This is a genomic window from Mailhella sp. (assembly GCF_057866825.1).
The window spans coordinates 1-17,554 of record NZ_DBMAHT010000041.1; the positions used below are offsets into that span (position 1 = coordinate 1).

The window sequence follows — 17,554 nt, forward strand, 5'->3', positions numbered from 1 at the left end:
CCAACGTCTATATGGCGCTCGATCACAATCACGAAATCGTGCCCATTCTCAACAAGATAGACCTGCCGAGCGCCGATCCCGACCGCGTGCGTCAGGAAATCGAAGATACCATCGGCCTCGACTGCACCGATTCCGTGGACGTTTCCGCCAAAACCGGCCTCAACATCGACAAGGTGCTCGACGCCATCGTGCATAGGCTGCCCGCGCCCAAGGGCGACCGCAGCGCGCCGCTCAAGGCCCTCATCTTCGATTCCTGGTACGACAGCTATCAGGGCGTGGTGGTGCTCTTCCGCGTCATGGAGGGCACCCTCAAGCTCGGCGACATGATCCACCTCATGGCCGGCAACCGCGACTATGAAGTGGTGCGCCTCGGCGTGTTCTCCCCCGGCGTGGTGGACGTGAAGGAACTCGCCGCCGGCGAAGTGGGCTTCCTGTGCGCCAACATCAAGGAACTCGGCCACGCCCGCGTGGGCGACACCATCACCCTGCGCGACAACCCCGCCGACGAGCCCGTGCCCGGATTCAAGGAAGTCAAGCCCATGGTGTTCTGCGGCCTCTACCCCACCGACGCCGCCGACTACGAAAACCTCAAAACCGCGCTCGAAAAGCTCCAGCTCAACGACGCCGCCTTCTCCTACGAGCCCGAAACCTCCTCGGCCCTCGGCTTCGGCTTCCGCTGCGGCTTCCTCGGCCTGCTCCACATGGAAATCATCCAGGAGCGCCTCGAACGCGAATTTCAGGTGGAACTCATCGCCACCGCACCGTCCGTCATCTACAAGGTGGACACCACCGACGGCAAAACCCTCACCATCGACAACCCCGCCAAGTTCCCCGACGGCTCCAAAATCAAGGCACTCTACGAACCCTACGTGCGCATGGACATCCACGTTCCCACCGAATTCGTGGGCAACGTGCTCAAGCTCTGCGAAGAAAAACGCGGCATCCAGAAGAATCTCGGATTCATTACCACCAACCGCGCCGTCATCACCTACGACCTGCCCTTCGCGGAAATCGTGTTCGACTTCTTCGACAAGCTCAAATCCGGAACCCGCGGCTACGCCTCCATGGACTATACCCCCATCGACTACCGCGAATCCGACCTCGTCAAGCTCGACATCCTGCTGAACGGCGCACCCGTGGACGCCCTCGCCGTCATCGTTCACAAGGACAACGCCTACCCCTACGGCCGCGCCCTCGCCCTCAAACTCAAACGCACCATCCCGCGCCAGATGTTCGAGGTCGCCATCCAGGCCGCCATCGGCAATAAGGTCATCGCCCGCGAAACCGTCTCCGCCTACCGCAAGGACGTGCTCGCCAAATGCTACGGCGGCGACATCACACGTAAACGCAAACTCCTCGAAAAACAGAAGGAAGGCAAAAAACGCATGAAACGCATGGGCAACGTCGAACTGCCCCAGGAAGCCTTCCTCGCCGCCCTCAAAGTCGGCGACGACGGGGGGAAGTAAGAGATTGATTGATTGATTGGCGGGGGAAGGAGAAAACCCTTTTGAAAAAGGGCTTTTCTCCTTCCCCCGCGCCCCCATCCTCTTTCCGAAAACTTTTTATAGGGGGGAAAAGTGTCGTGCGCAGAAGAGGAGCGCTGCCGGGAGCAGGAGAGGCAACCGGAGGGGAAAGCTCGTCGGTCTCTGTGCCTGGCGTGCAGGGTGTTGAGCGGGCGGTGTCGGCAACGTGCGAGCATCGGCCCGGGGGAGAGCGGATTTTGACGTTTTTCCAAAAAAGTGGGGGATTTTTTATGCTGGGCGTTCTCCGGCTCTGGACGAAGCGCTCATTCCCCTCTATTTTTCTGTGGCCCGCGTCTTGGAGGGCGCGGGAGAGCTGTGCCGAGCCATAATCGGTTCCTTTCGTCCCACGGAGTGTTCATGTCTGTTTCACCTCTTAAAAGCGCCGGGGCGCGCCTGTTCATGGCGTCCATTCTTGGTTTTCTTGCCGCCATGGGGCCCCTGTGCACGGATTTCTATCTCCCCGCCCTGCCGGACATGGCGGCGGAACTCGGCAGCGCGCCTTCACAGATGCAGCTCAGCATTACGGCCTGTCTGCTCGGACTTTCCCTCGGGCAGATCGTGCTCGGCCCCCTCAGCGACGCCAGAGGCCGCAAGCTCCCGCTGCTCGTTTCCCTTGCCGTGTTCATCGTGGCCTCGTTTCTGTGCGCGGAGGCCTCAAGCGTTACTGAACTCATTGCCCTGCGCTTCATTCAGGGGCTGGCGGGCAGCGGCGGCGTGGTGCTCTCCCGCGCCGTGGCCTGCGACTTGTTCCGCGGCACGGAGCTGACAAAGTTTTTCTCCCTGCTCATGCTCATCAACGGCGTGGCTCCCATTTTCGGCCCGGTCATCGGCGGACAGATTCTGCGCTTTTCCAGCTGGTCGGGCATCTTTTTCTTCCTTTCATTCTGCGGCGTGGCGCAGTTTTCTCTGGTGCTCTTCGGCTGCCCGGAAACCCTTCCGCCGGAAAAACGCATTCAGGGCGGCATGGGGCAGTCCGTGCGCGCCATGCTCCGCCTGTTCGGCAATCGCGTCTTCCTCGCCTACATGCTCATTCAGGGCTTCGTCATGGCGGGCTTCTTCGGCTACATTTCCGCCTCGCCCTTCGTGCTCCAGAATATTTACGGACTCTCCGCGCAGCAGTACGCCCTGTGCTTCGGCTTCAACGGCTTCGGCATCATGATCTTCGCCCAGATCACGGGTCGTCTCTGCACCGCCTACGGCGACAGAGTCGTGCTCGGCGTCGGCGCGGCGCTTTCCCTGTTTGCTTCGCTGTGCGTGCTTGCGGTCGGCGCGCTGCATCTGCCCGCAGTTTTCATGATCGCGTCGCTGTTCCTGTTCGTGTCGTGCATCGGCATCACCACGACCACGAGCTTCTCTCTGGCCATCGCTTCTCAGACCGAGGGCGCGGGCAGCGCGTCCGGTCTGCTCGGCGTCACGTCCTTCGTGTTCGGCGCGGCCACGTCGCCTATCGTTGGCCTCGGCGGGGCCGGCACCTCCCTGCCCATGGCCGTCGTGGCCGTGGCTTCCGGTCTGCTTGTGCTGTTCTTCTTCCGCATGGCCGGAAAGGCGCGTCGCGCTTCCTCCCGACGGTCGTAGCGCGCTGCCGGGCGGATGGCGGCATTCTCTTCCGCTCGTCGTTTTCGTCTGTGCCCCGCGCCGGGCACGCATGAGGCGCATGCCGTAAAAAAGGGCGGCTTCCTTCGGGAAGTCGCCCTTGCGTCAGGCGCGGCACGTCGGGGAGGAGACATAGGAGTCCGCGTTACTCTTCCGCCGCCTGAACGCTGACATTGTTTTGAACGTGCATGACATGCACGGCGCAGCCCAGTCACGGATCAAAGGCGCGCACCAGCCGCCCGGCGTTGACCGGACTGTCTTCGTAGGGCACGCTCAGCCCCACGAGCGCTTCTTCCATGGGGCCGCGCAATCCCGCGTCGTCGCGCGGAGAGGCGTTCCACAAGGTGGCGGGCAGTACCTGATAGAAGCTCAGACGTCCGTTTTCCACGCGCAGGCAGTGCATGAGCGAGCCGCGCGGCGCTTCGGTGAGCGAGAAGCCCGCGGCGTTCGTCAGGCGCGGCATGGGCGCGAGCGGATTGGCACCGGGTTCAAGGGCGTCGAGCCATCCTTCCATGGCTTTGGCCACAAACCACGTTTCCTCGGCCCTGGCCAGATGCCTTCCCATGATGGAAAACACGAAATCCTCCCCGAGTTCCCGGAACGTGCGCGCCCGCACTCCGAGGTGCCTGGGCGCAAGTTCCCGTCCCATGGGGGAGAGTTCCATGTTTCCCACCCACATGCGCGCGTGCGGGCCCACTTCCATGGGCATGCCGTTGTAGCGCGCGGCCTTGGAAAAACTGTAGGCTCCGGCCTTGTTCAGATCCACGGCGAGCGGCGGCGCGCTGAACGGACTGCCGCCAGACGACGCCGTGAACCACGAATACCGCACGTTTTCCATGACCTTGTCCGGATCGAAGGGGTATTCCCTGCCTCCTGCCCACACGCCCGGACGGATGGCGTCTTCGCCGGTGTCAGGATGCGGAAACACGCCCATGCACATGGCCGTGGCCCATCCCTTGCCCGTGTGGGCGAGATCGTCGTAGCGCTGCGAAAGCAGATACAGCAGCGGCACATAGCGCGTTTCCACAAATTCGCGCACCGTTTTCAGGCGGGAGCGGAATTCCTGAATCTGCCCGGCCGTGGACGGCGCCGAAGTGCCTCCGGGCACGATGCCGTGTACGTGGGGCATGCGTCCGCCGAAGATGGCTGCCATTTCATGGCACAGCGCGCGGATGTCCAGCGATTCCAGATACTGATCGAGCATCATGCGCATGGCGGCTTCGCCGAGGCGCAGATCGGGATGCTTCTGCCGCGGCGCAAAAGGCGCGGCCTCTGGCCCCTGAAAGAAATCCTGACTGGAAAGCTGATAAAAGCTCAGAATGTGCGATTGCAGAAAGTTGGCGCCCTGCATCAAATTTCGGAGCAGCCTGCCCTCGCGCGGCGGAGTGAGCTTTGCCGCGTCTTCGAGCGCCATGCACGAGGCGAGCGCGTGAGACACCGGGCACACGCCGCAGATGCGCTGCACGATTTGCGGGGCGTCCATGGGATCGCGTCCGAGCAGAATGGTTTCAAAGCCCCGGAACATGCCGCCGGTGAGCCAGGCGTCCTTCACGACGCCGTCGGCGACGTCGAGACGCGCCTTGAGATGGCCTTCAATGCGGGTGATGGGATCAATGGCGATGGAAACGGCCATGACTTTTTCCTTGCGTTTGGCCTGCGCTTTTTCTGACGGAGCGGCGCAGGCGTGAATGACGGTCGGCGGAGCCGCGCTTGCGCGGGCCCGGAAAAGAGGCGTTCGGCGTTTTTGCACGTCGGAGAGCGGCGCGGAGAAGAGCCGGACTTTCGACGGCTGGAAGCGCGGCGTTACCAGAGGTTTTTCTGATAGAACGGCGACTGCCCGTCGGGGAAATCGGGCTGCACGCAGCCGATGCACAGCGCGTTTTCCACGCACCAGTTCACGCGGCCGTTCCAGCGGCGCAGGGGCGAATCGCACCACGCGCCCGGGCCCTTGCAGCCTATGCCGTAGCGGCAGCCCGCCTTGTCGATGAGACTTTTGGCCATGGTGCCTTCGTCGAACAGGTAGAGATAGGGGCAGTTTTCGTGCGTGGTGTTGCCGTAGAAGGCCCGCGGACGCCCCCAGGCGTCCAGCGAGGCGGCCACTTCCTGCACGCCGCCTGCAAGGCCGCGTCGTTCCACGGCGTCCAGCAGAATGAGAATGCTGCCCACCATCCAGTCGGGATGGGGCGGACAGCCGGGAATGTTGACGACGGGCGTGCCTATGCCTTTTCTGCGGAAGAATTCCTGCACGCCCACCGCGCCGGTGACGGAGCCGTGAGCCGCGGTCACGCCGCCGTAGGCCGCGCATGTTCCCACGGCAAGCACGACGGCCGCGTGCGGCGCAAGCTTTTCCAGCATGACGGAAAGCGGAAACTCTTCGTGCCCCGCTTCGCCGATGATGCAGAAGCGGCCGTCTTCCTCTTCCGACACCGCGCCTTCCTGCACCAGCACGAATCCGCCGCTGTTTTCTTCCGCCGAGCGCAGCATGAATTCCACGGCGCCTTCGCCTTCGTCGGCCATGAGCGTGGGATGGAAGTCCATGCGGATGACGTGCAGCAGCACGTCGGCGATGCGCGGATGCAGACTGTTCAGAATGGACACGGAACAGCCTGTGCAGCCCATGCCCTGAAGCCAGAACACCGGAGGCCGGACGGCCGTGAGGGTTTCGGCCAGCGCCTGAGGCACGCAGGGGGAGAAGGCGCGGGTGACGCCGCCGAGCGCCGTGGCCATGAGGGATGTGCGCAGAAATGATCTTCGGGAAAAGGGCGGGCGGACGCCCTGAATGTCGTTGTCCATGGAACCTCCTCGCGGGGGAAAGCCCTTGCGGAAAGCCTGACGCACTCGCGGTGATACGGCCATGATTTTCCCGACGAGGCGATGCGCCGACCGGCGGCGCAGGGGGCGGTCAGGCGAAGCGGCGTTCCCCTGGCTCAATCTTGTCGAGAACCCGGAGTGTCCCCGGACGCGGCAGGAGACGCAAAGAAAGGAGCCTTCGGGAAGCAAATGGGGGAGGGGGCACGCGGACGCTTGCCGCCTGCCTGCGCTGGAGAAACTCCGCAGCCCGCCGGAATGCCTTTTGGGTGTGCGAAGGCTCATTTCGGCAACCTGGGAAAATCACAAAGAAAAACAGCAGTAATGATTTCTTATTGACAATCGTTCTTATTATTGTTACTACCGAATCACCAGTGATATTGAGGAGCAAACATGTCCAAGACAAGGATGACGAACCAGCGTCGAATCATTCTTGAGGAACTGCGAAAGGTGGACACTCATCCCACGGTTGATGAGCTGTACACCATAGTCAAGGCCCGCATGCCGCACATCAGTCTGGGAACGGTCTATCGCAATCTGGATCTTCTGGCTGAAATGGGCGAAGTGTTGAAAATAGACTCCGCCGGAAGCATGCGTCGTTTTGACGGGAGAGTGGAACCTCACCGCCATGTGCGCTGTCATGTGTGCGGACGCGTGGCCGACGTGTTCACGGACGGGGAGGATGAACCGGGAATCGGTTCTCTCCGCGTGCCCGGATTCAAGATAACCACCGTGCGGGTGGAATACGACGGCATTTGTGAAGAATGCGAGCGCAAGTCCGCCGAAATGGCGAACGAGATGCAGGATGCGAACCAGAGGCGCGCCTGTTGACAACTCCCTCTGCCTACCATCAGGAGAATCTTCCATGAAATCTTTGAAGGGTACCCAGACTGAAAAGAACATTCTCATCGCCTTTGCCGGCGAATCTCAGGCCCGCAACCGCTACACCTACTTCGCCTCGCAGGCCAAGAAGGACGGCTATGTGGAAATGCAGAAGGCCTTCGAGGAAATCGCCAATCAGGAAAAGGAACATGCCAAGCGTCTGTTCAAGTTTCTGGAAGGCGGTGCCGTGGAAATTACGGCCAGCTATCCTGCGGGCGTCATCGGCAGCACGCTCGACAATCTGAAGGCCGCCGCGGCCGGTGAAAACGAGGAATACTCCGACATGTATCCTTCCTTCGCCGACGTGGCCGAGGCCGAAGGCTTCCCCGCGATTGCCGCGGTCATGCGCAACATTGCGGTGGCTGAAAAGCATCACGAAGCCCGTTTCCTGGCTTTTGCCGCCGCCATTGAAGCCGGCACTGTGTTCAAGTCCGAAACTCCCCGCGTGTGGCGCTGCCAGAACTGCGGCTATGTGCATGAAGGGCTTGAAGCTCCCGAATCCTGCCCCGCCTGCGCCCATCCGCGCGAATACTTCCAGGCTCTGTAAGAAGTAGCGACGAAGCCTCGACCCGACCGGAACTTCCGGTTGCCGATTCGCGAGGGGGACGTCCTCCCGTCCCGGCGCGAGGCGTAACGTCGCAGGTCCGGGCCGGACGGCGGGGTCCCCGTCCCGGCCCGATGATGTTTCCTCGGCGGTCTCTTTATGGGGATTTTCCGCCGCGGGTGATGCCGCAGGCGGACGCTCCCTGGGAGACGTTCCCCCTTCTCTTCGGAGGAGGGGGAATTTTTTATGGTTGTTCATGCCGCGGGATGGGCGCTGTCGACGGCGTGAGCACGGGGCAGGGGGCTTTCAAAGCGCGGCGGAAAAGCGCGGACATGCCTCCGGCGAGATCTTCGTTCCGTGCGCCGTCCCGACCGTTTCCTGAATTCCCTTGTTTTTTCTCTTGCCAAACGGGAAGAATGGAGGCATATTTTCCGCTGCTGGACCCGTAGCTCAGTTGGTAGAGCCCCCGGCTCATAACCGGATTGTCGTAGGTTCGAGGCCTGCCGGGTCCACCACCATTGCATAACAACGAACGGACATGGATAAGCTTCCATGTCCGTTTTTTTATGGGGAAAATCCGTCAGTCAGGCCGGGAGGGGCGCAAAAACTCTTCCCGCAGGTCTGCGCACAGGCGCGGAGGGGGGCTGCGCTGTGCGTTTTCGGCTTCCTGAACCGATGCGCGTCGAACGCCGCGCGCTCTTTCTTCAGCGTTGATGTGAGGCGTCGTCAAGAAGCGCCAGTGCGGCGGAAAACGCTTCCTCCGGCGTGACGCGCAGCAGACATTGCGGGTCGTCGCATTCGGTCTTGGAACAGGGCTGACAGGGCAGGTCGGGCCGCAGTTCCCGGTGCAGGGGCGAGGGATATTTCCACGCCGTGCCCGAGGCTCCGGGAATGACGAGGCTGGGCACGCCGAGCGCCACGGCCATGTGCCTCGGCGAGGAGCAGTTGCCTATGAGCAGGCGGGCCTGCGCAAGGCAGGCTGCCGAAATGCGGATGTCGGGAATCGGTTCTGGCGTCAGCATCTTTTCCGGCGTCAGGCCGAATTCCAGCGCCAGGGCGCGCAGGTGTTCGATGTCCTCTTCTTCGCCGGGGCCGCGCAGAAGCAGGAAGCGGAAGTCGTCGTTTTCTCCGGCCAGAAGGCGCATGAGGGCGGCAAAGCGTTCCGCAGGCCAGCGCTTGGAGGCGCGGCGGTGGGTGGAGTCCACGGCAATGAGCGTGTGTTCCGGCCGCAGCCCGCATGCGGCAAGCAGATTCTTTGCCTGTTCGCGCTCTTCGTTCGTCAGATAGATGCGCGGCCCTTCACCGTTCCAGCGTATGCCGAACGGCTCAAGCAGCGAAACTTTGGTCTGGGAGGCGTAGCCTTCCTGCGGCTTCACCAGGCAGTTGTAGCGCAGCCGGGAAAGAAACGATCCAGGAAAGGACAGACGCACGGGCGCGCCGCTCAGAAGCGTCATCATGCGGCAGCGCGGAAGCTGCTGCAGATCAATGACCACATCGAAGTTGCAGGCGGCCACGCGGCGGTAGAAGGCCAGCTGACGGAAAAAGCCGCCGCTTTTGTCGATGAGATGAAAGGCGTCGATGAAAGGATTGTGCCGGAGCAGCGGTTCACATTTTTTTTCGGTGAAAAGGTGCAGCTCGGCCTGCGGAAAGCGTTTTTTCAGCACCTCGAACACGGGCGAGGCCAGCAGAACATCGCCGATCTGCCGCTGCTGGCAGACCAGAATGCGCTTCGGATTCAGCGTGGAAAGGTCGATCATGATTCCCTCTCTTGAAGCCGCCGTTACTGCGCCGGGGCGTCCGTCTTGCGCCAGTAGGCAAGAAATTCCTGATTCCCCTTGGGCCCCTTGATGGCCGCAGGCGTGACTCCGAGACACTCCAGCCCTTCATTCTGCATGAAGGCGAGCACCTTGTCCACGGCATCCTGACGCACGGCCTCGTCGCGCACCACGCCCTTCACGGTCTGCCCCGGGCCCACCTCGAACTGCGGCTTGATGAGTCCCACGGCAATGCCGCCGGTTTTCAGCCAGCGCAGGCAGTGCGGCAGCACCATGGTGAGCGAAATGAACGACACGTCGGCCACGATCATGTCCACGGGCTCGGGCACGGTTTCCGCCGGAGCCGTGCGCAGGTTGACCCCTTCGCGGGAAATCACGCGCGGATCGGCCCGCAGACGTTCGTGAAGCTGGGCGTGCCCCACGTCCACGGCATAGACGCGGCTTGCGCCGTACTGCAGCAGGCAGTCGGTAAAGCCGCCGGTGGAGGCTCCCGCGTCGAGACAGACAAAGCCCGTGACGTCGATGTGATAATGTTCCAGCGCGGTGAGCAGCTTGTACGCGCCGCGGCTGACGAAACGCTCCACGCCCACGAGCTGGAAGCGGGTCGTGATCTTGTAGGGATGCCCGGGTTTCTGCACGAGTTCCGGGTTTCGTTCGGGATGCGCTTCATCCGGCGCAAGGGCCACCTTGCCCGCCATGATGAGGCGGCGGGCCTGTTCCTTGCTTTCGGCGAGTCCCTGTTCAAAAACGAGCTGGTCGGCGCGGGCCTTGGCTATCATGATGATTTCCTCCGGTTCTGGTTGTACCGGCAAGAAAAAGGGATGGCAAGATACAAGCGCCTGCCATCGGTGGAAGGATGCCCCCGCCTGCATGGAAAGAGGCGTCGGATAAGAATGTCGGCGGGCGGGAAATTCGGGGGAAAAGTCGGAGGGCGGATCGGGGGGAATTCGGGACGGTACGGCGCGTCGGCACTTCGCGGGATAGGCGCAGGGCGGCGGACGCTGATCAGGGGAATTTCGGGAGACTTTTTTGCCGGATGGTCGGGCGCGGCTCCCCGGGGCGGACGCAAAAAGGGGCCGACATGCGGCCCCTTTTTGCGACGGTGTGGGAAAGAGAAGGATTAGTCGCCTTCTTCTTCGGCGAAGCGGGCTCCGGCTTCGGGGCTGAATTCGCCTTCCCAGCGGGAGACCACGATGGCGCCGGTGGCGTCGCCGAGCACGTTGACGGAGGTGCGGGCCATGTCCATCACGCGGTCGATGCCGGCGATGATGGCGATGCCTTCCAGCGGAATGCCCACCTGGGTGAACACGATGGAGCTCATGAGCAGGCCTGCGCCGGGCACGCCCACGGTGCCGATGGAGGCCAGCACGCCCACGAGAATGACTTCAAACTGCTTGTCGAAGGGCATGGGAATGCCGTAGAGCTCGGCCACGAAAATGGCCACCACGCCCATGTACACGGCGGTGCCGTCCATGTTGATGGTGTTGCCGAGCGGAATGGAGAAGGAGGCCACGGGCTTGGACGCGCCGAGCTTCTGCACCTGAATGAGGTTGGTGGAGAGGGCGGCGGCGCTGGAGCAGGTGGTGAAGGAAATGATCATGGGCGCGGCCAGCATCTTGAAGAAGAGCGGAATGCTGAGTCCGCAGGCCTTCACGAGGGGCAGGTAGCACACGAAGACGTGGCACACGCACGCCAGGTACATGACGCCGATGACCTTGATGAGCGGCAGCAGCACGGCCACGCCGTGGCTGGCCACGGTGAAGGCGATGAGGCCGAACACGCCGAAGGGAGCATAGACCATGACCATGTTGGTCACCTTGATCATGACCTCGGCGCAGCCTTCAAAGAAGGACAGCACGGTCTTGCCGCGTTCGCCCACGGCGCTCAGGCCGAAGCCGAAGATCATGGCGAAGAAGATGACCTGCAGCATGTTGCCCTTGCTCATGGAGTCGATGGGGTTGAGCGGCACGATGTCGAGGAAGACGTCCACCATTCTGGGGGCCTGCACGGCCTGGGCCTTGAGGCCTTCGGTGGAAAGATTGAGTCCTTCGCCGGGATTCAGAAGATTGGCGAACACAAGGCCGATGAACACGGCCACGGCGGTGGTGCAGAAATAATAGACGAGCGTCTTGGACGCCAGACGGCCGAGCTTGCTGATGTCGCCCACGCTGGCGGCGCCGGCAACGATGGTGGCCAGAACCAGCGGCACGACGACCATGCGGATGAGGTTGATGAAGAGCTGACCTATGGGCTTGAACCAGGCGGGATCAAAGCCCATGGAGGGGGCGGCGAGACCGGCGACCACGCCGAGGACCATGCCTATGGCCATCTGCGCGGGCAGACTGATGCGGTTTTTCATGAAATCTCCTCCCAAATACGAGGGCCGTTGCGGGAAAACGGCGGAATGAGCGGAAGATGGGCGTCCGGCTCGCGCTGCTCCGTGCAATGTCCGGCACGCCGATGATCCGTTCTTTTACAAAATCGGAAAAAATCAGAACGCCAGACATCTTTTCCATGAAAGAATCCATCTGTCAAGCCGGGGTCGCGAGAAAGCACGTCGTCCTGATATGACTCTTTTGTAGAAAAAAGAAGAGAAGTTTTTATCGTTCCGCCTTGTCGGGAAGAAGCAGCGCGCCGTATTTACAGTGTATTTTTCTGTCGTAAGATGTTTGTTCCATGGGCGGCCGCCGCTCCTTCCGGCGGGAAAGCATTTGCCTTGCTGCGGGCTTTGAGGCATAGTCTCGCAGGCAATCATTCCATTGACAAAGGAGGTCTGCGTCCGTTTTTCGTTCCCGGTCCCGAATGTCCACCCTGAGCCGTGTGCTTGAGAACCACGTAAAAAACAAGCGCCGTGTGCTTGAAAACCACGTAAAAAACAAGCTATGAAACAACATTCCTTTTCGGCAACGTTCATGTTGCTCGGCATCGTCTTCTGCACCTGTCTCATCATTTCCAATCTGCTGGCCGCCAAAATCTTCATGCTGGGCTCGCTTGCCCTGCCTGCGGCCGTCATCATCTTTCCCGTTTCCTACATCATCAACGACTGCATCGCCGAAGTGTGGGGCTTCCGCAGGGCACGCTTCATCATCTGGACGGGCTTCGCCATGAATTTTCTTGTGGCCGCCCTCGGTCAGATCGCCGTCTTTCTGCCGTCCGCGCCGTTCTGGGACGGAGAGGCGCACTTCAATTATCTGTTCGGCCTGGCTCCGCGCATCGCCGCGGCGAGCTTTCTCGCCTTTCTGGCGGGCTCCTTCCTCAATGCCTATGTCATGAGCCGCATGAAGGTGGCTTCCGGCGGACGTCATTTTTCGGTCCGCGCCATTCTTTCCACGCTGGTGGGCGAAGGGGTGGATTCCCTCATCTTCTTCCCCTGCGCCTTTGCGGGCGTGCTGCCTCTCTCGGCCATGATTCCCATGATGCTCGCCCAGACCGCGCTCAAGACCCTGTATGAAATCATCGTGCTGCCGGTGACCATTCGCGTGGTGAACTACGTCAAGCGCGTGGAGGAAACCGACGTGTTCGACGAAAACATTTCCTACAACATTCTGAAGATCCGGGAGGTGTAGTCGTGTCTGGAGCACTGGTTGTTTTCAGCGGCGGGCAGGACTCCACCACCTGCCTCTTCTGGGCCCGCGAACGTTTTGAAAACGTGCGCGCCCTGAGCTTCTTTTACGGGCAGAAGCACCGGCACGAACTGGACGCGGCCCGCGCCATTGCCGAAGAGGCGAAGATTCCTCTGGACGTGCAGGACGTGAGCTTCATCTCCCGCATAGGACGCAGTTCCCTCACGGACGCCTCCATGACCATGGACAGGGAAAAGCCGCAGGACGGCTGGCCCAACACGTTTGTTCCGGGGCGCAACATGTTTTTTCTCGGCGTGGCCGCCGTGTGCGCGCGGGAACAGGGCATAAGAGACATCGTCACCGGCGTGTCCCAGACGGATTTTTCCGGCTATCCCGACTGCCGCGACACGTTTATCCGCTCCATGAACGTCACGCTGAATCTGGCCATGGCCGAACAGTTCGTGATTCACACGCCGCTCATGTGGCTCGACAAGGCGCAGACCTGGGAACTGGCCGACAGGCTCGGCGTTTTCGAGCTTGTGCGCACGCGCACCGTGACCTGCTACAACGGCATAGCGGGCGACGGCTGCGGACAGTGCCCTTCCTGCATTCTGCGCAGGCAGGGGCTGGAGCGCTATCTGGAAAAGAAAAGAAAGGCGGAGTCGCTCTCCGCAGGAGAACAGCGCCATGCATGACCGCAGCGAAGATCATCTCACGCTTCTGGGCTCTCCCACGCGCTACCGGCAGGACTACGCGCCCGAAGTGCTGGAAACCTTTGAAAACAGACATCCCGAACACGATTACTGGGTGCGCTTCAACTGTCCGGAATTCACCAGTCTCTGCCCCATCACCGGTCAGCCGGATTTCGCGGAAATACGCATCGAGTACATTCCCGACGTGAAGATGGTGGAGAGCAAGAGCCTGAAGCTGTATCTGTTCAGCTTCCGCAATCACGGGGACTTTCATGAGGACTGCGTCAACGTCATCATGAAGGATCTCGTGAAGCTTATAGATCCGCGCTACATTGAGGTGACGGGCATATTCACGCCCCGCGGAGGCATATCCATTTATCCGTACTGCAACTACGGCCGTCCGGGCACGAAATATGAAAAGATGGCCGAGTTTCGCATGATGCGTCACGATCTGGCCTGATGAAAAATCGTTGACGCAGGCGGCGCAGGTCGTTGTCCCGCGCCGTGTCCCTGCGGGGAAGCGTCGACGTTAAAATGCATCGCCCGGAAGAGCCGACGTGGTTCTTCCGGGCGATGAAGGTTAAAAGTCTGTTCGGTTCGGGGAAAGGCAGCCTTGTTCAGGTGCTTTTCCCCGTTTCATGTTTAAACCGTTTCCTTCTTTTCCTCGTCCGCCTTTTCCTTGTCGGCTGCGGCTTCGGCATCGGCCGCGGCTTCGGCAGGGGCGGGAGCCGGAGAGGCCCCGTCGCTGCGCATGTGGACATCCAGCTGCGGGAAGGAGATTTCGATGTCTTCCGCGGCGAACACTTCGTTGATCTTCATGCGGATGTCGGACGTAATGGCCATGGCGTCGTTGTACTCACGCACCCAGAAGCGGAGAATGAGATCCAGGGAGCTCGCGCCGAAGTTGACGAAATAGGACGTGGGCTCGGGATAGAACAGCACCTTGGGATGCTCGCGGGCAATTTTGAGCATCATGTCGAGGCAGTGCTTCACGTCGGAGCCGTAGGCCACGCCCACGGCGATTTCCTTGCGCACGCGGCGGTTGTTGTGAGTCCAGTTGGTGAAGGTGCTGTTCAGGAAACTGGAGTTGGGGATGAAGATGATGGCGTTGTCGTAGGTTTCCACCATGGTGGAGCGGATGTTGATCTTCTTGACCACGCCGGTGATGGTGCCGACCTGCACCACGTCGCCTTCGCGGATGGTCTGGCCGAAGATGACGGACAGGCCGCTCGTGAAGTTCTGGACCATGTTCTGGAGACCGATACCGATACCCACGGAGAGGCCGCCGGCGATAATGGAGAGGCTGGAGAGGTTGAATCCCAGGGCCTTGAGCGCGTAGAGGCCGAAGAGCGCCCAGAGCAGGCACTTGTAGATGACCTGCATGGGGGCGAGCAGCGAGACGGATATGCGGGATATCTGCGCCTGCATGCCGGCCATGAAGGTATTGCCCACGGCGAGCATGGCGCGGGTGAGGTAGAACGCGATGAAGATGCTGAGAATCTGCATGGCGTTCAGGGACACGTCGCCGATGTTGAAGCCGAGGGTGGCCATGTGCTGCAGCAGGAACCAGCCGCCGGGGTAGGCCATGATCCAGAGCACGGCGGCCATGACGGAGACGAGCAGCACCACGGGCATGATGAGGGCCATGGCCAGACTGGCCATGACGGCGAGCGTGCCTTCCTTGGGCAGGTGCGACTCTATGAGATGTTCCACCTTGAAGAGGGACACGCAGAGCATGACGGTCACCGTGATGGAGGTGAAGCACATGCTTATGAGGATGGACAGGCGGGAGAAGCCGACCAGGCTTATGATGAGCGTGATCCACAGCTGAATGGTGTAGAGCCGCATGATGGTGCGGGGCAGCGGCTGCGGCGGCAGAGGCAGGGAGCGGGTCTTCCAGAGGTCGACGGCCTGCACGACGACCCACGCCACGCAGATGAACAGCGGGAAGGGATCGAAGTTGAGCAGCACCATGCCTATGAGCAGGGGCGGGAACATGGGCCACAGCGGGGAGAGACGCGGGCGATTCGGGTTTTCGAACTCGTAGAGGTCCCAGGCCAGGAGCATCTGGCCCCAGCACAGGCACATGGTGCCGAGCGTGGCCACGATCTGGTAAAGCTTGCCGTCGTCCCAGGCCGAGAGGTGGATGGACAGACCGACGGCTATCCAGATGGCGCTGTTGCGCATGACCCTGTCCACGCCGGCCTGCATCTGTTCGGGCAGGCGCTTGCGGGCGGTGTGACGCAGCGCAAGGCCGAAGAGCAGGCAGAAGAGCAGGGAGGTCGCAATGCGCGTGAGCATGGAGAAGAAGGCGTCCATGCTGCTGGGCAGTTCCGTGGTCAGACGCAGGGAGAAGAGCTCCTCGAGGGATCCGAGATTGCGGATGTCCCTGCCCCAGGCCACCACGTCGTAGAAATGCCCGGACGACTGGAAATAGTAATTGTTCCAGAGCGTGGGCATGTTCTTCATGACTTCGTCGATGCGCGTCTGCACTTCCTGAATCAGATCGAGCGCCGGAGCGATGATGCGGTCGTAGCGCGTCTGAAGATTGGAAATATTCTTGTTGGCTTCCTTAAGGCGGCTTGAGAGCTTGCCGCTCACCTCGGTCCCCTGTCCGGAAAGCGACTTGTCCAGAAGCGAGAGCGCCTGCTTTTCCTTTTCGAGTTCGGCCTGCGTGTTCTGGAGCGGCAGTATGAGCGCCTGCGTGCGCTCCTTGATGCGGTGGAAGCGTTCCACGAGCACGGTGAGATCGGAGGGCATGCTTCCCGTGGCCTGGGAGAGCGCGTCGAGCTTCTGGAATTCCTGTTCCAGCAGGGAGATGCTTTGGCTCGTATCGGAGGAGAGGTCGGAAAGACCGTCCTTGAGTGTCTGCGCGTGCTCGATGATGCCCGCAAGCTGGGCGTTGTGCGTGGCAAGCAGCGCGTCCCAGGCTTCCTGCACGCTCTTGGCCGCTTCGGCGGCCCGTTCCGCTTCCGCCTTTTTGGCTTCTTCCGCGGCCTTGGCCTCGCTTTCGGCCTTGGCCTTGGCTGCGGCCTCGGCCACTTCCTTGGCGTTGGGCTGATTGTTGTCGGCGTTTTTGGCGGCCTGTTTGGCGTTGTCCGCCTGGGCGGCTGCCGCCTGCGGAACGGCGGGGCCGACGTTCATGATCGACAGGCCGAGCGCAAGCGCAACGGCAAGAGTGATGAACAGACGTGAACTGCGCATGGACTTCCTCGAAAAGGCGGCCGCCTAGCGGCTGGCGCTGAGGGTGAACGAAAGAGTGACTCTCTGTTCCGCGTGCTCCGGAGGCACGGGAATGACGCCGGGAGTGCGCACGGCGGCCATGACGGCGGCGTCGACATCGGCGTTGCCGGACGGACGGCTTATCCGGCAGTCGCGCATGGTTCCGTCGGCCCAGACGTCCAGTTGTACCACAGTTGTCCAGGAGCCGGAAAGGCCTTGAGGCATAATAATGTGCGGCGCTATGGACTGACGCAGCATTTCGGCGTAGCTCGGCGCGGGAGCGTTGCTTGCGGAGCCGTCGCCGGGGCCGTAGGCCATGGCCAGCGACACGCGGGCTTCCGCGTTGAAGGGCGGGAAGGGATAGGGCGCGGCGTTGTGCGCGGCTGTGCATACGGAGGCGTCGGCGCCCGGGCTCGCGGAAGCCTGAAGGATGGCGCAGTCGGTGACGTGACCCGAGGGATCGATGCGAAGTTCCATCACGGCCGTGCCTCGGGCGCCTTCGGGCTGACGCCAGACGCGCAGAATCTGACTGAGCACCTGGGTGCTGTAGCCGCCGATGTTGTCGGCCGCGGCGCTGAAGGCCGGAGCCGTGGAGGGCGCGGCAAGAAGAAGGAGCGCAGAGGCCGCAGCAAGGGCCGTTTTTCCGGCCGGGAAGCGGCGGAAGGCCTCGCGGGACGGGGCGGACGCCGCGCTGCGGAAAGCGGGACGGGGCAGAGCGTGACGAATGTTCATAAAAACTCCAGAGCCGGCCCCGATGAAGGACATCGGAGCCGGCTGTTGCAAAAAGAGTGTTCGGGCCTCAGCGGCCCATCATCTGCAGAGAGTTGAAGCTGATGACAAGATCCTGCTGTGCAGGGGTGGGCGGCGGGGGCAGGGTTTTGGTTCGTATGATGGCGTTGACGGCGGAGGCGTCGAACTCGGGTCTGCCGGAGGAACGTTCGATGTGGCAGTC

Annotated in this window: 15 protein-coding genes and 1 tRNA gene; 8 read left to right on the forward strand and 8 right to left on the reverse strand. The window is 61.7% G+C overall.

The annotated features are described in order from the left end of the window. Positions 1 to 1,466, forward strand: a 1,466-nt coding sequence (gene lepA, locus ACZM96_RS05685; protein WP_489487867.1) for a translation elongation factor 4, incomplete at its 5' end; no start/stop codon positions are given. Between the two features lie 414 nt (positions 1,467 to 1,880). After that, positions 1,881 to 3,098 (forward strand): multidrug effflux MFS transporter, encoded by a 1,218-nt coding sequence (locus tag ACZM96_RS05690; RefSeq protein ID WP_489487868.1) that lies wholly within the window; start codon positions 1,881 to 1,883, stop codon positions 3,096 to 3,098. A 229-nt stretch (positions 3,099 to 3,327) separates the two neighbouring features. Here the strand turns inward: ACZM96_RS05690 and hysA are convergent, their stop codons facing one another. Together hysA and ACZM96_RS05700 are read right to left on the reverse strand one after the other, a co-directional pair. Continuing rightward, positions 3,328 to 4,749, reverse strand: a complete 1,422-nt coding sequence (gene hysA, locus ACZM96_RS05695) for a NiFeSe hydrogenase large subunit HysA (protein ID WP_489487869.1) — start codon at positions 4,747 to 4,749, stop codon at positions 3,328 to 3,330. Positions 4,750 to 4,919: 170 nt separating this feature from the next. After that, positions 4,920 to 5,909, reverse strand: a complete 990-nt coding sequence (locus ACZM96_RS05700) for a hydrogenase small subunit (protein ID WP_489487870.1) — start codon at positions 5,907 to 5,909, stop codon at positions 4,920 to 4,922. A gap of 408 nt (positions 5,910 to 6,317) precedes the next feature. Between ACZM96_RS05700 and ACZM96_RS05705 the strand changes: the two genes are divergently transcribed. The 3 genes from ACZM96_RS05705 (at position 6,318) to ACZM96_RS05715 (ending at position 7,865) form a co-directional block, all read left to right on the forward strand. Beyond that, positions 6,318 to 6,755, forward strand: coding sequence for a Fur family transcriptional regulator (locus ACZM96_RS05705; RefSeq protein WP_489487871.1), 438 nt, complete (start codon positions 6,318 to 6,320; stop codon positions 6,753 to 6,755). 34 nt (positions 6,756 to 6,789) lie between these two features. Then, positions 6,790 to 7,353 (forward strand): rubrerythrin, encoded by a 564-nt coding sequence (gene rbr / locus ACZM96_RS05710; RefSeq protein WP_294486945.1) that lies wholly within the window; start codon positions 6,790 to 6,792, stop codon positions 7,351 to 7,353. A gap of 436 nt (positions 7,354 to 7,789) precedes the next feature. Continuing rightward, positions 7,790 to 7,865, forward strand: a tRNA-Ile gene (locus ACZM96_RS05715). Between the two features lie 189 nt (positions 7,866 to 8,054). On the opposite strand, the gene ACZM96_RS05720 is transcribed toward ACZM96_RS05715, so the two are convergent. The 3 genes from ACZM96_RS05720 to ACZM96_RS05730 form a co-directional block, all read right to left on the reverse strand. Continuing rightward, positions 8,055 to 9,107 (reverse strand): glycosyltransferase family 9 protein, encoded by a 1,053-nt coding sequence (locus ACZM96_RS05720; RefSeq protein ID WP_489487872.1) that lies wholly within the window; start codon positions 9,105 to 9,107, stop codon positions 8,055 to 8,057. A gap of 23 nt (positions 9,108 to 9,130) precedes the next feature. After that, on the reverse strand, positions 9,131 to 9,904 hold the full coding sequence (locus tag ACZM96_RS05725) for a TlyA family RNA methyltransferase (protein ID WP_489487873.1): 774 nt from the start codon (positions 9,902 to 9,904) through the stop codon (positions 9,131 to 9,133). 341 nt (positions 9,905 to 10,245) lie between these two features. Next, entirely contained in the window at positions 10,246 to 11,484 is a 1,239-nt protein-coding gene (locus ACZM96_RS05730) for a dicarboxylate/amino acid:cation symporter (protein ID WP_489487874.1), read from the reverse strand. A gap of 523 nt (positions 11,485 to 12,007) precedes the next feature. Between ACZM96_RS05730 and ACZM96_RS05735 the strand changes: the two genes are divergently transcribed. From ACZM96_RS05735 to queF, 3 genes are read left to right on the forward strand one after another with little or no spacing between them, the layout of a single operon-like run. After that, positions 12,008 to 12,691, forward strand: coding sequence for a queuosine precursor transporter (locus ACZM96_RS05735; RefSeq protein WP_489487875.1), 684 nt, complete (start codon positions 12,008 to 12,010; stop codon positions 12,689 to 12,691). Between the two features lie 2 nt (positions 12,692 to 12,693). After that, on the forward strand, positions 12,694 to 13,383 hold the full coding sequence (gene queC / locus ACZM96_RS05740; protein WP_489487876.1) for a 7-cyano-7-deazaguanine synthase QueC: 690 nt from the start codon (positions 12,694 to 12,696) through the stop codon (positions 13,381 to 13,383). Beyond that, on the forward strand, positions 13,376 to 13,840 hold the full coding sequence (gene queF / locus ACZM96_RS05745) for a preQ(1) synthase (RefSeq protein ID WP_489487877.1): 465 nt from the start codon (positions 13,376 to 13,378) through the stop codon (positions 13,838 to 13,840). Before queC ends, queF begins: the two co-directional genes overlap by 8 nt. 182 nt (positions 13,841 to 14,022) lie before the next feature. Here the strand turns inward: queF and ACZM96_RS05750 are convergent, their stop codons facing one another. From ACZM96_RS05750 to ACZM96_RS05760, 3 genes are all read right to left on the reverse strand, one after another. Beyond that, on the reverse strand, positions 14,023 to 16,584 hold the full coding sequence (locus tag ACZM96_RS05750) for a mechanosensitive ion channel domain-containing protein (protein WP_489487878.1): 2,562 nt from the start codon (positions 16,582 to 16,584) through the stop codon (positions 14,023 to 14,025). A gap of 24 nt (positions 16,585 to 16,608) precedes the next feature. After that, entirely contained in the window at positions 16,609 to 17,334 is a 726-nt protein-coding gene (locus ACZM96_RS05755) for a TonB family protein (RefSeq protein ID WP_489487879.1), read from the reverse strand. A 67-nt stretch (positions 17,335 to 17,401) separates the two neighbouring features. Beyond that, a complete protein-coding gene (locus tag ACZM96_RS05760; RefSeq protein ID WP_489487880.1) occupies positions 17,402 to 17,545 on the reverse strand; it encodes a TonB C-terminal domain-containing protein in 144 nt (47 codons plus the stop codon). Positions 17,546 to 17,554 lie beyond the last annotated feature (9 nt).

Bases quoted from the DNA above. Each gene is read 5' to 3' on its own strand.
- ACZM96_RS05690 (WP_489487868.1), top strand. From the start codon at position 1,881: ATGTCTGTTTCACCTCTTAAAAGCGCCGGGGCGCGCCTGTTCATGGCG.
- hysA (WP_489487869.1), bottom strand. From the start codon at position 4,749: ATGGCCGTTTCCATCGCCATTGATCCCATCACCCGCATTGAAGGCCAT.
- ACZM96_RS05700 (WP_489487870.1), bottom strand. From the start codon at position 5,909: ATGGACAACGACATTCAGGGCGTCCGCCCGCCCTTTTCCCGAAGATCA.
- ACZM96_RS05705 (WP_489487871.1), top strand. From the start codon at position 6,318: ATGTCCAAGACAAGGATGACGAACCAGCGTCGAATCATTCTTGAGGAA.
- rbr (WP_294486945.1), top strand. From the start codon at position 6,790: ATGAAATCTTTGAAGGGTACCCAGACTGAAAAGAACATTCTCATCGCC.
- ACZM96_RS05720 (WP_489487872.1), bottom strand. From the start codon at position 9,107: ATGATCGACCTTTCCACGCTGAATCCGAAGCGCATTCTGGTCTGCCAG.
- ACZM96_RS05725 (WP_489487873.1), bottom strand. From the start codon at position 9,904: ATGATAGCCAAGGCCCGCGCCGACCAGCTCGTTTTTGAACAGGGACTC.
- ACZM96_RS05730 (WP_489487874.1), bottom strand. From the start codon at position 11,484: ATGAAAAACCGCATCAGTCTGCCCGCGCAGATGGCCATAGGCATGGTC.
- ACZM96_RS05735 (WP_489487875.1), top strand. From the start codon at position 12,008: ATGAAACAACATTCCTTTTCGGCAACGTTCATGTTGCTCGGCATCGTC.
- queF (WP_489487877.1), top strand. From the start codon at position 13,376: ATGCATGACCGCAGCGAAGATCATCTCACGCTTCTGGGCTCTCCCACG.
- ACZM96_RS05750 (WP_489487878.1), bottom strand. From the start codon at position 16,584: ATGCGCAGTTCACGTCTGTTCATCACTCTTGCCGTTGCGCTTGCGCTC.
- ACZM96_RS05755 (WP_489487879.1), bottom strand. From the start codon at position 17,334: ATGAACATTCGTCACGCTCTGCCCCGTCCCGCTTTCCGCAGCGCGGCG.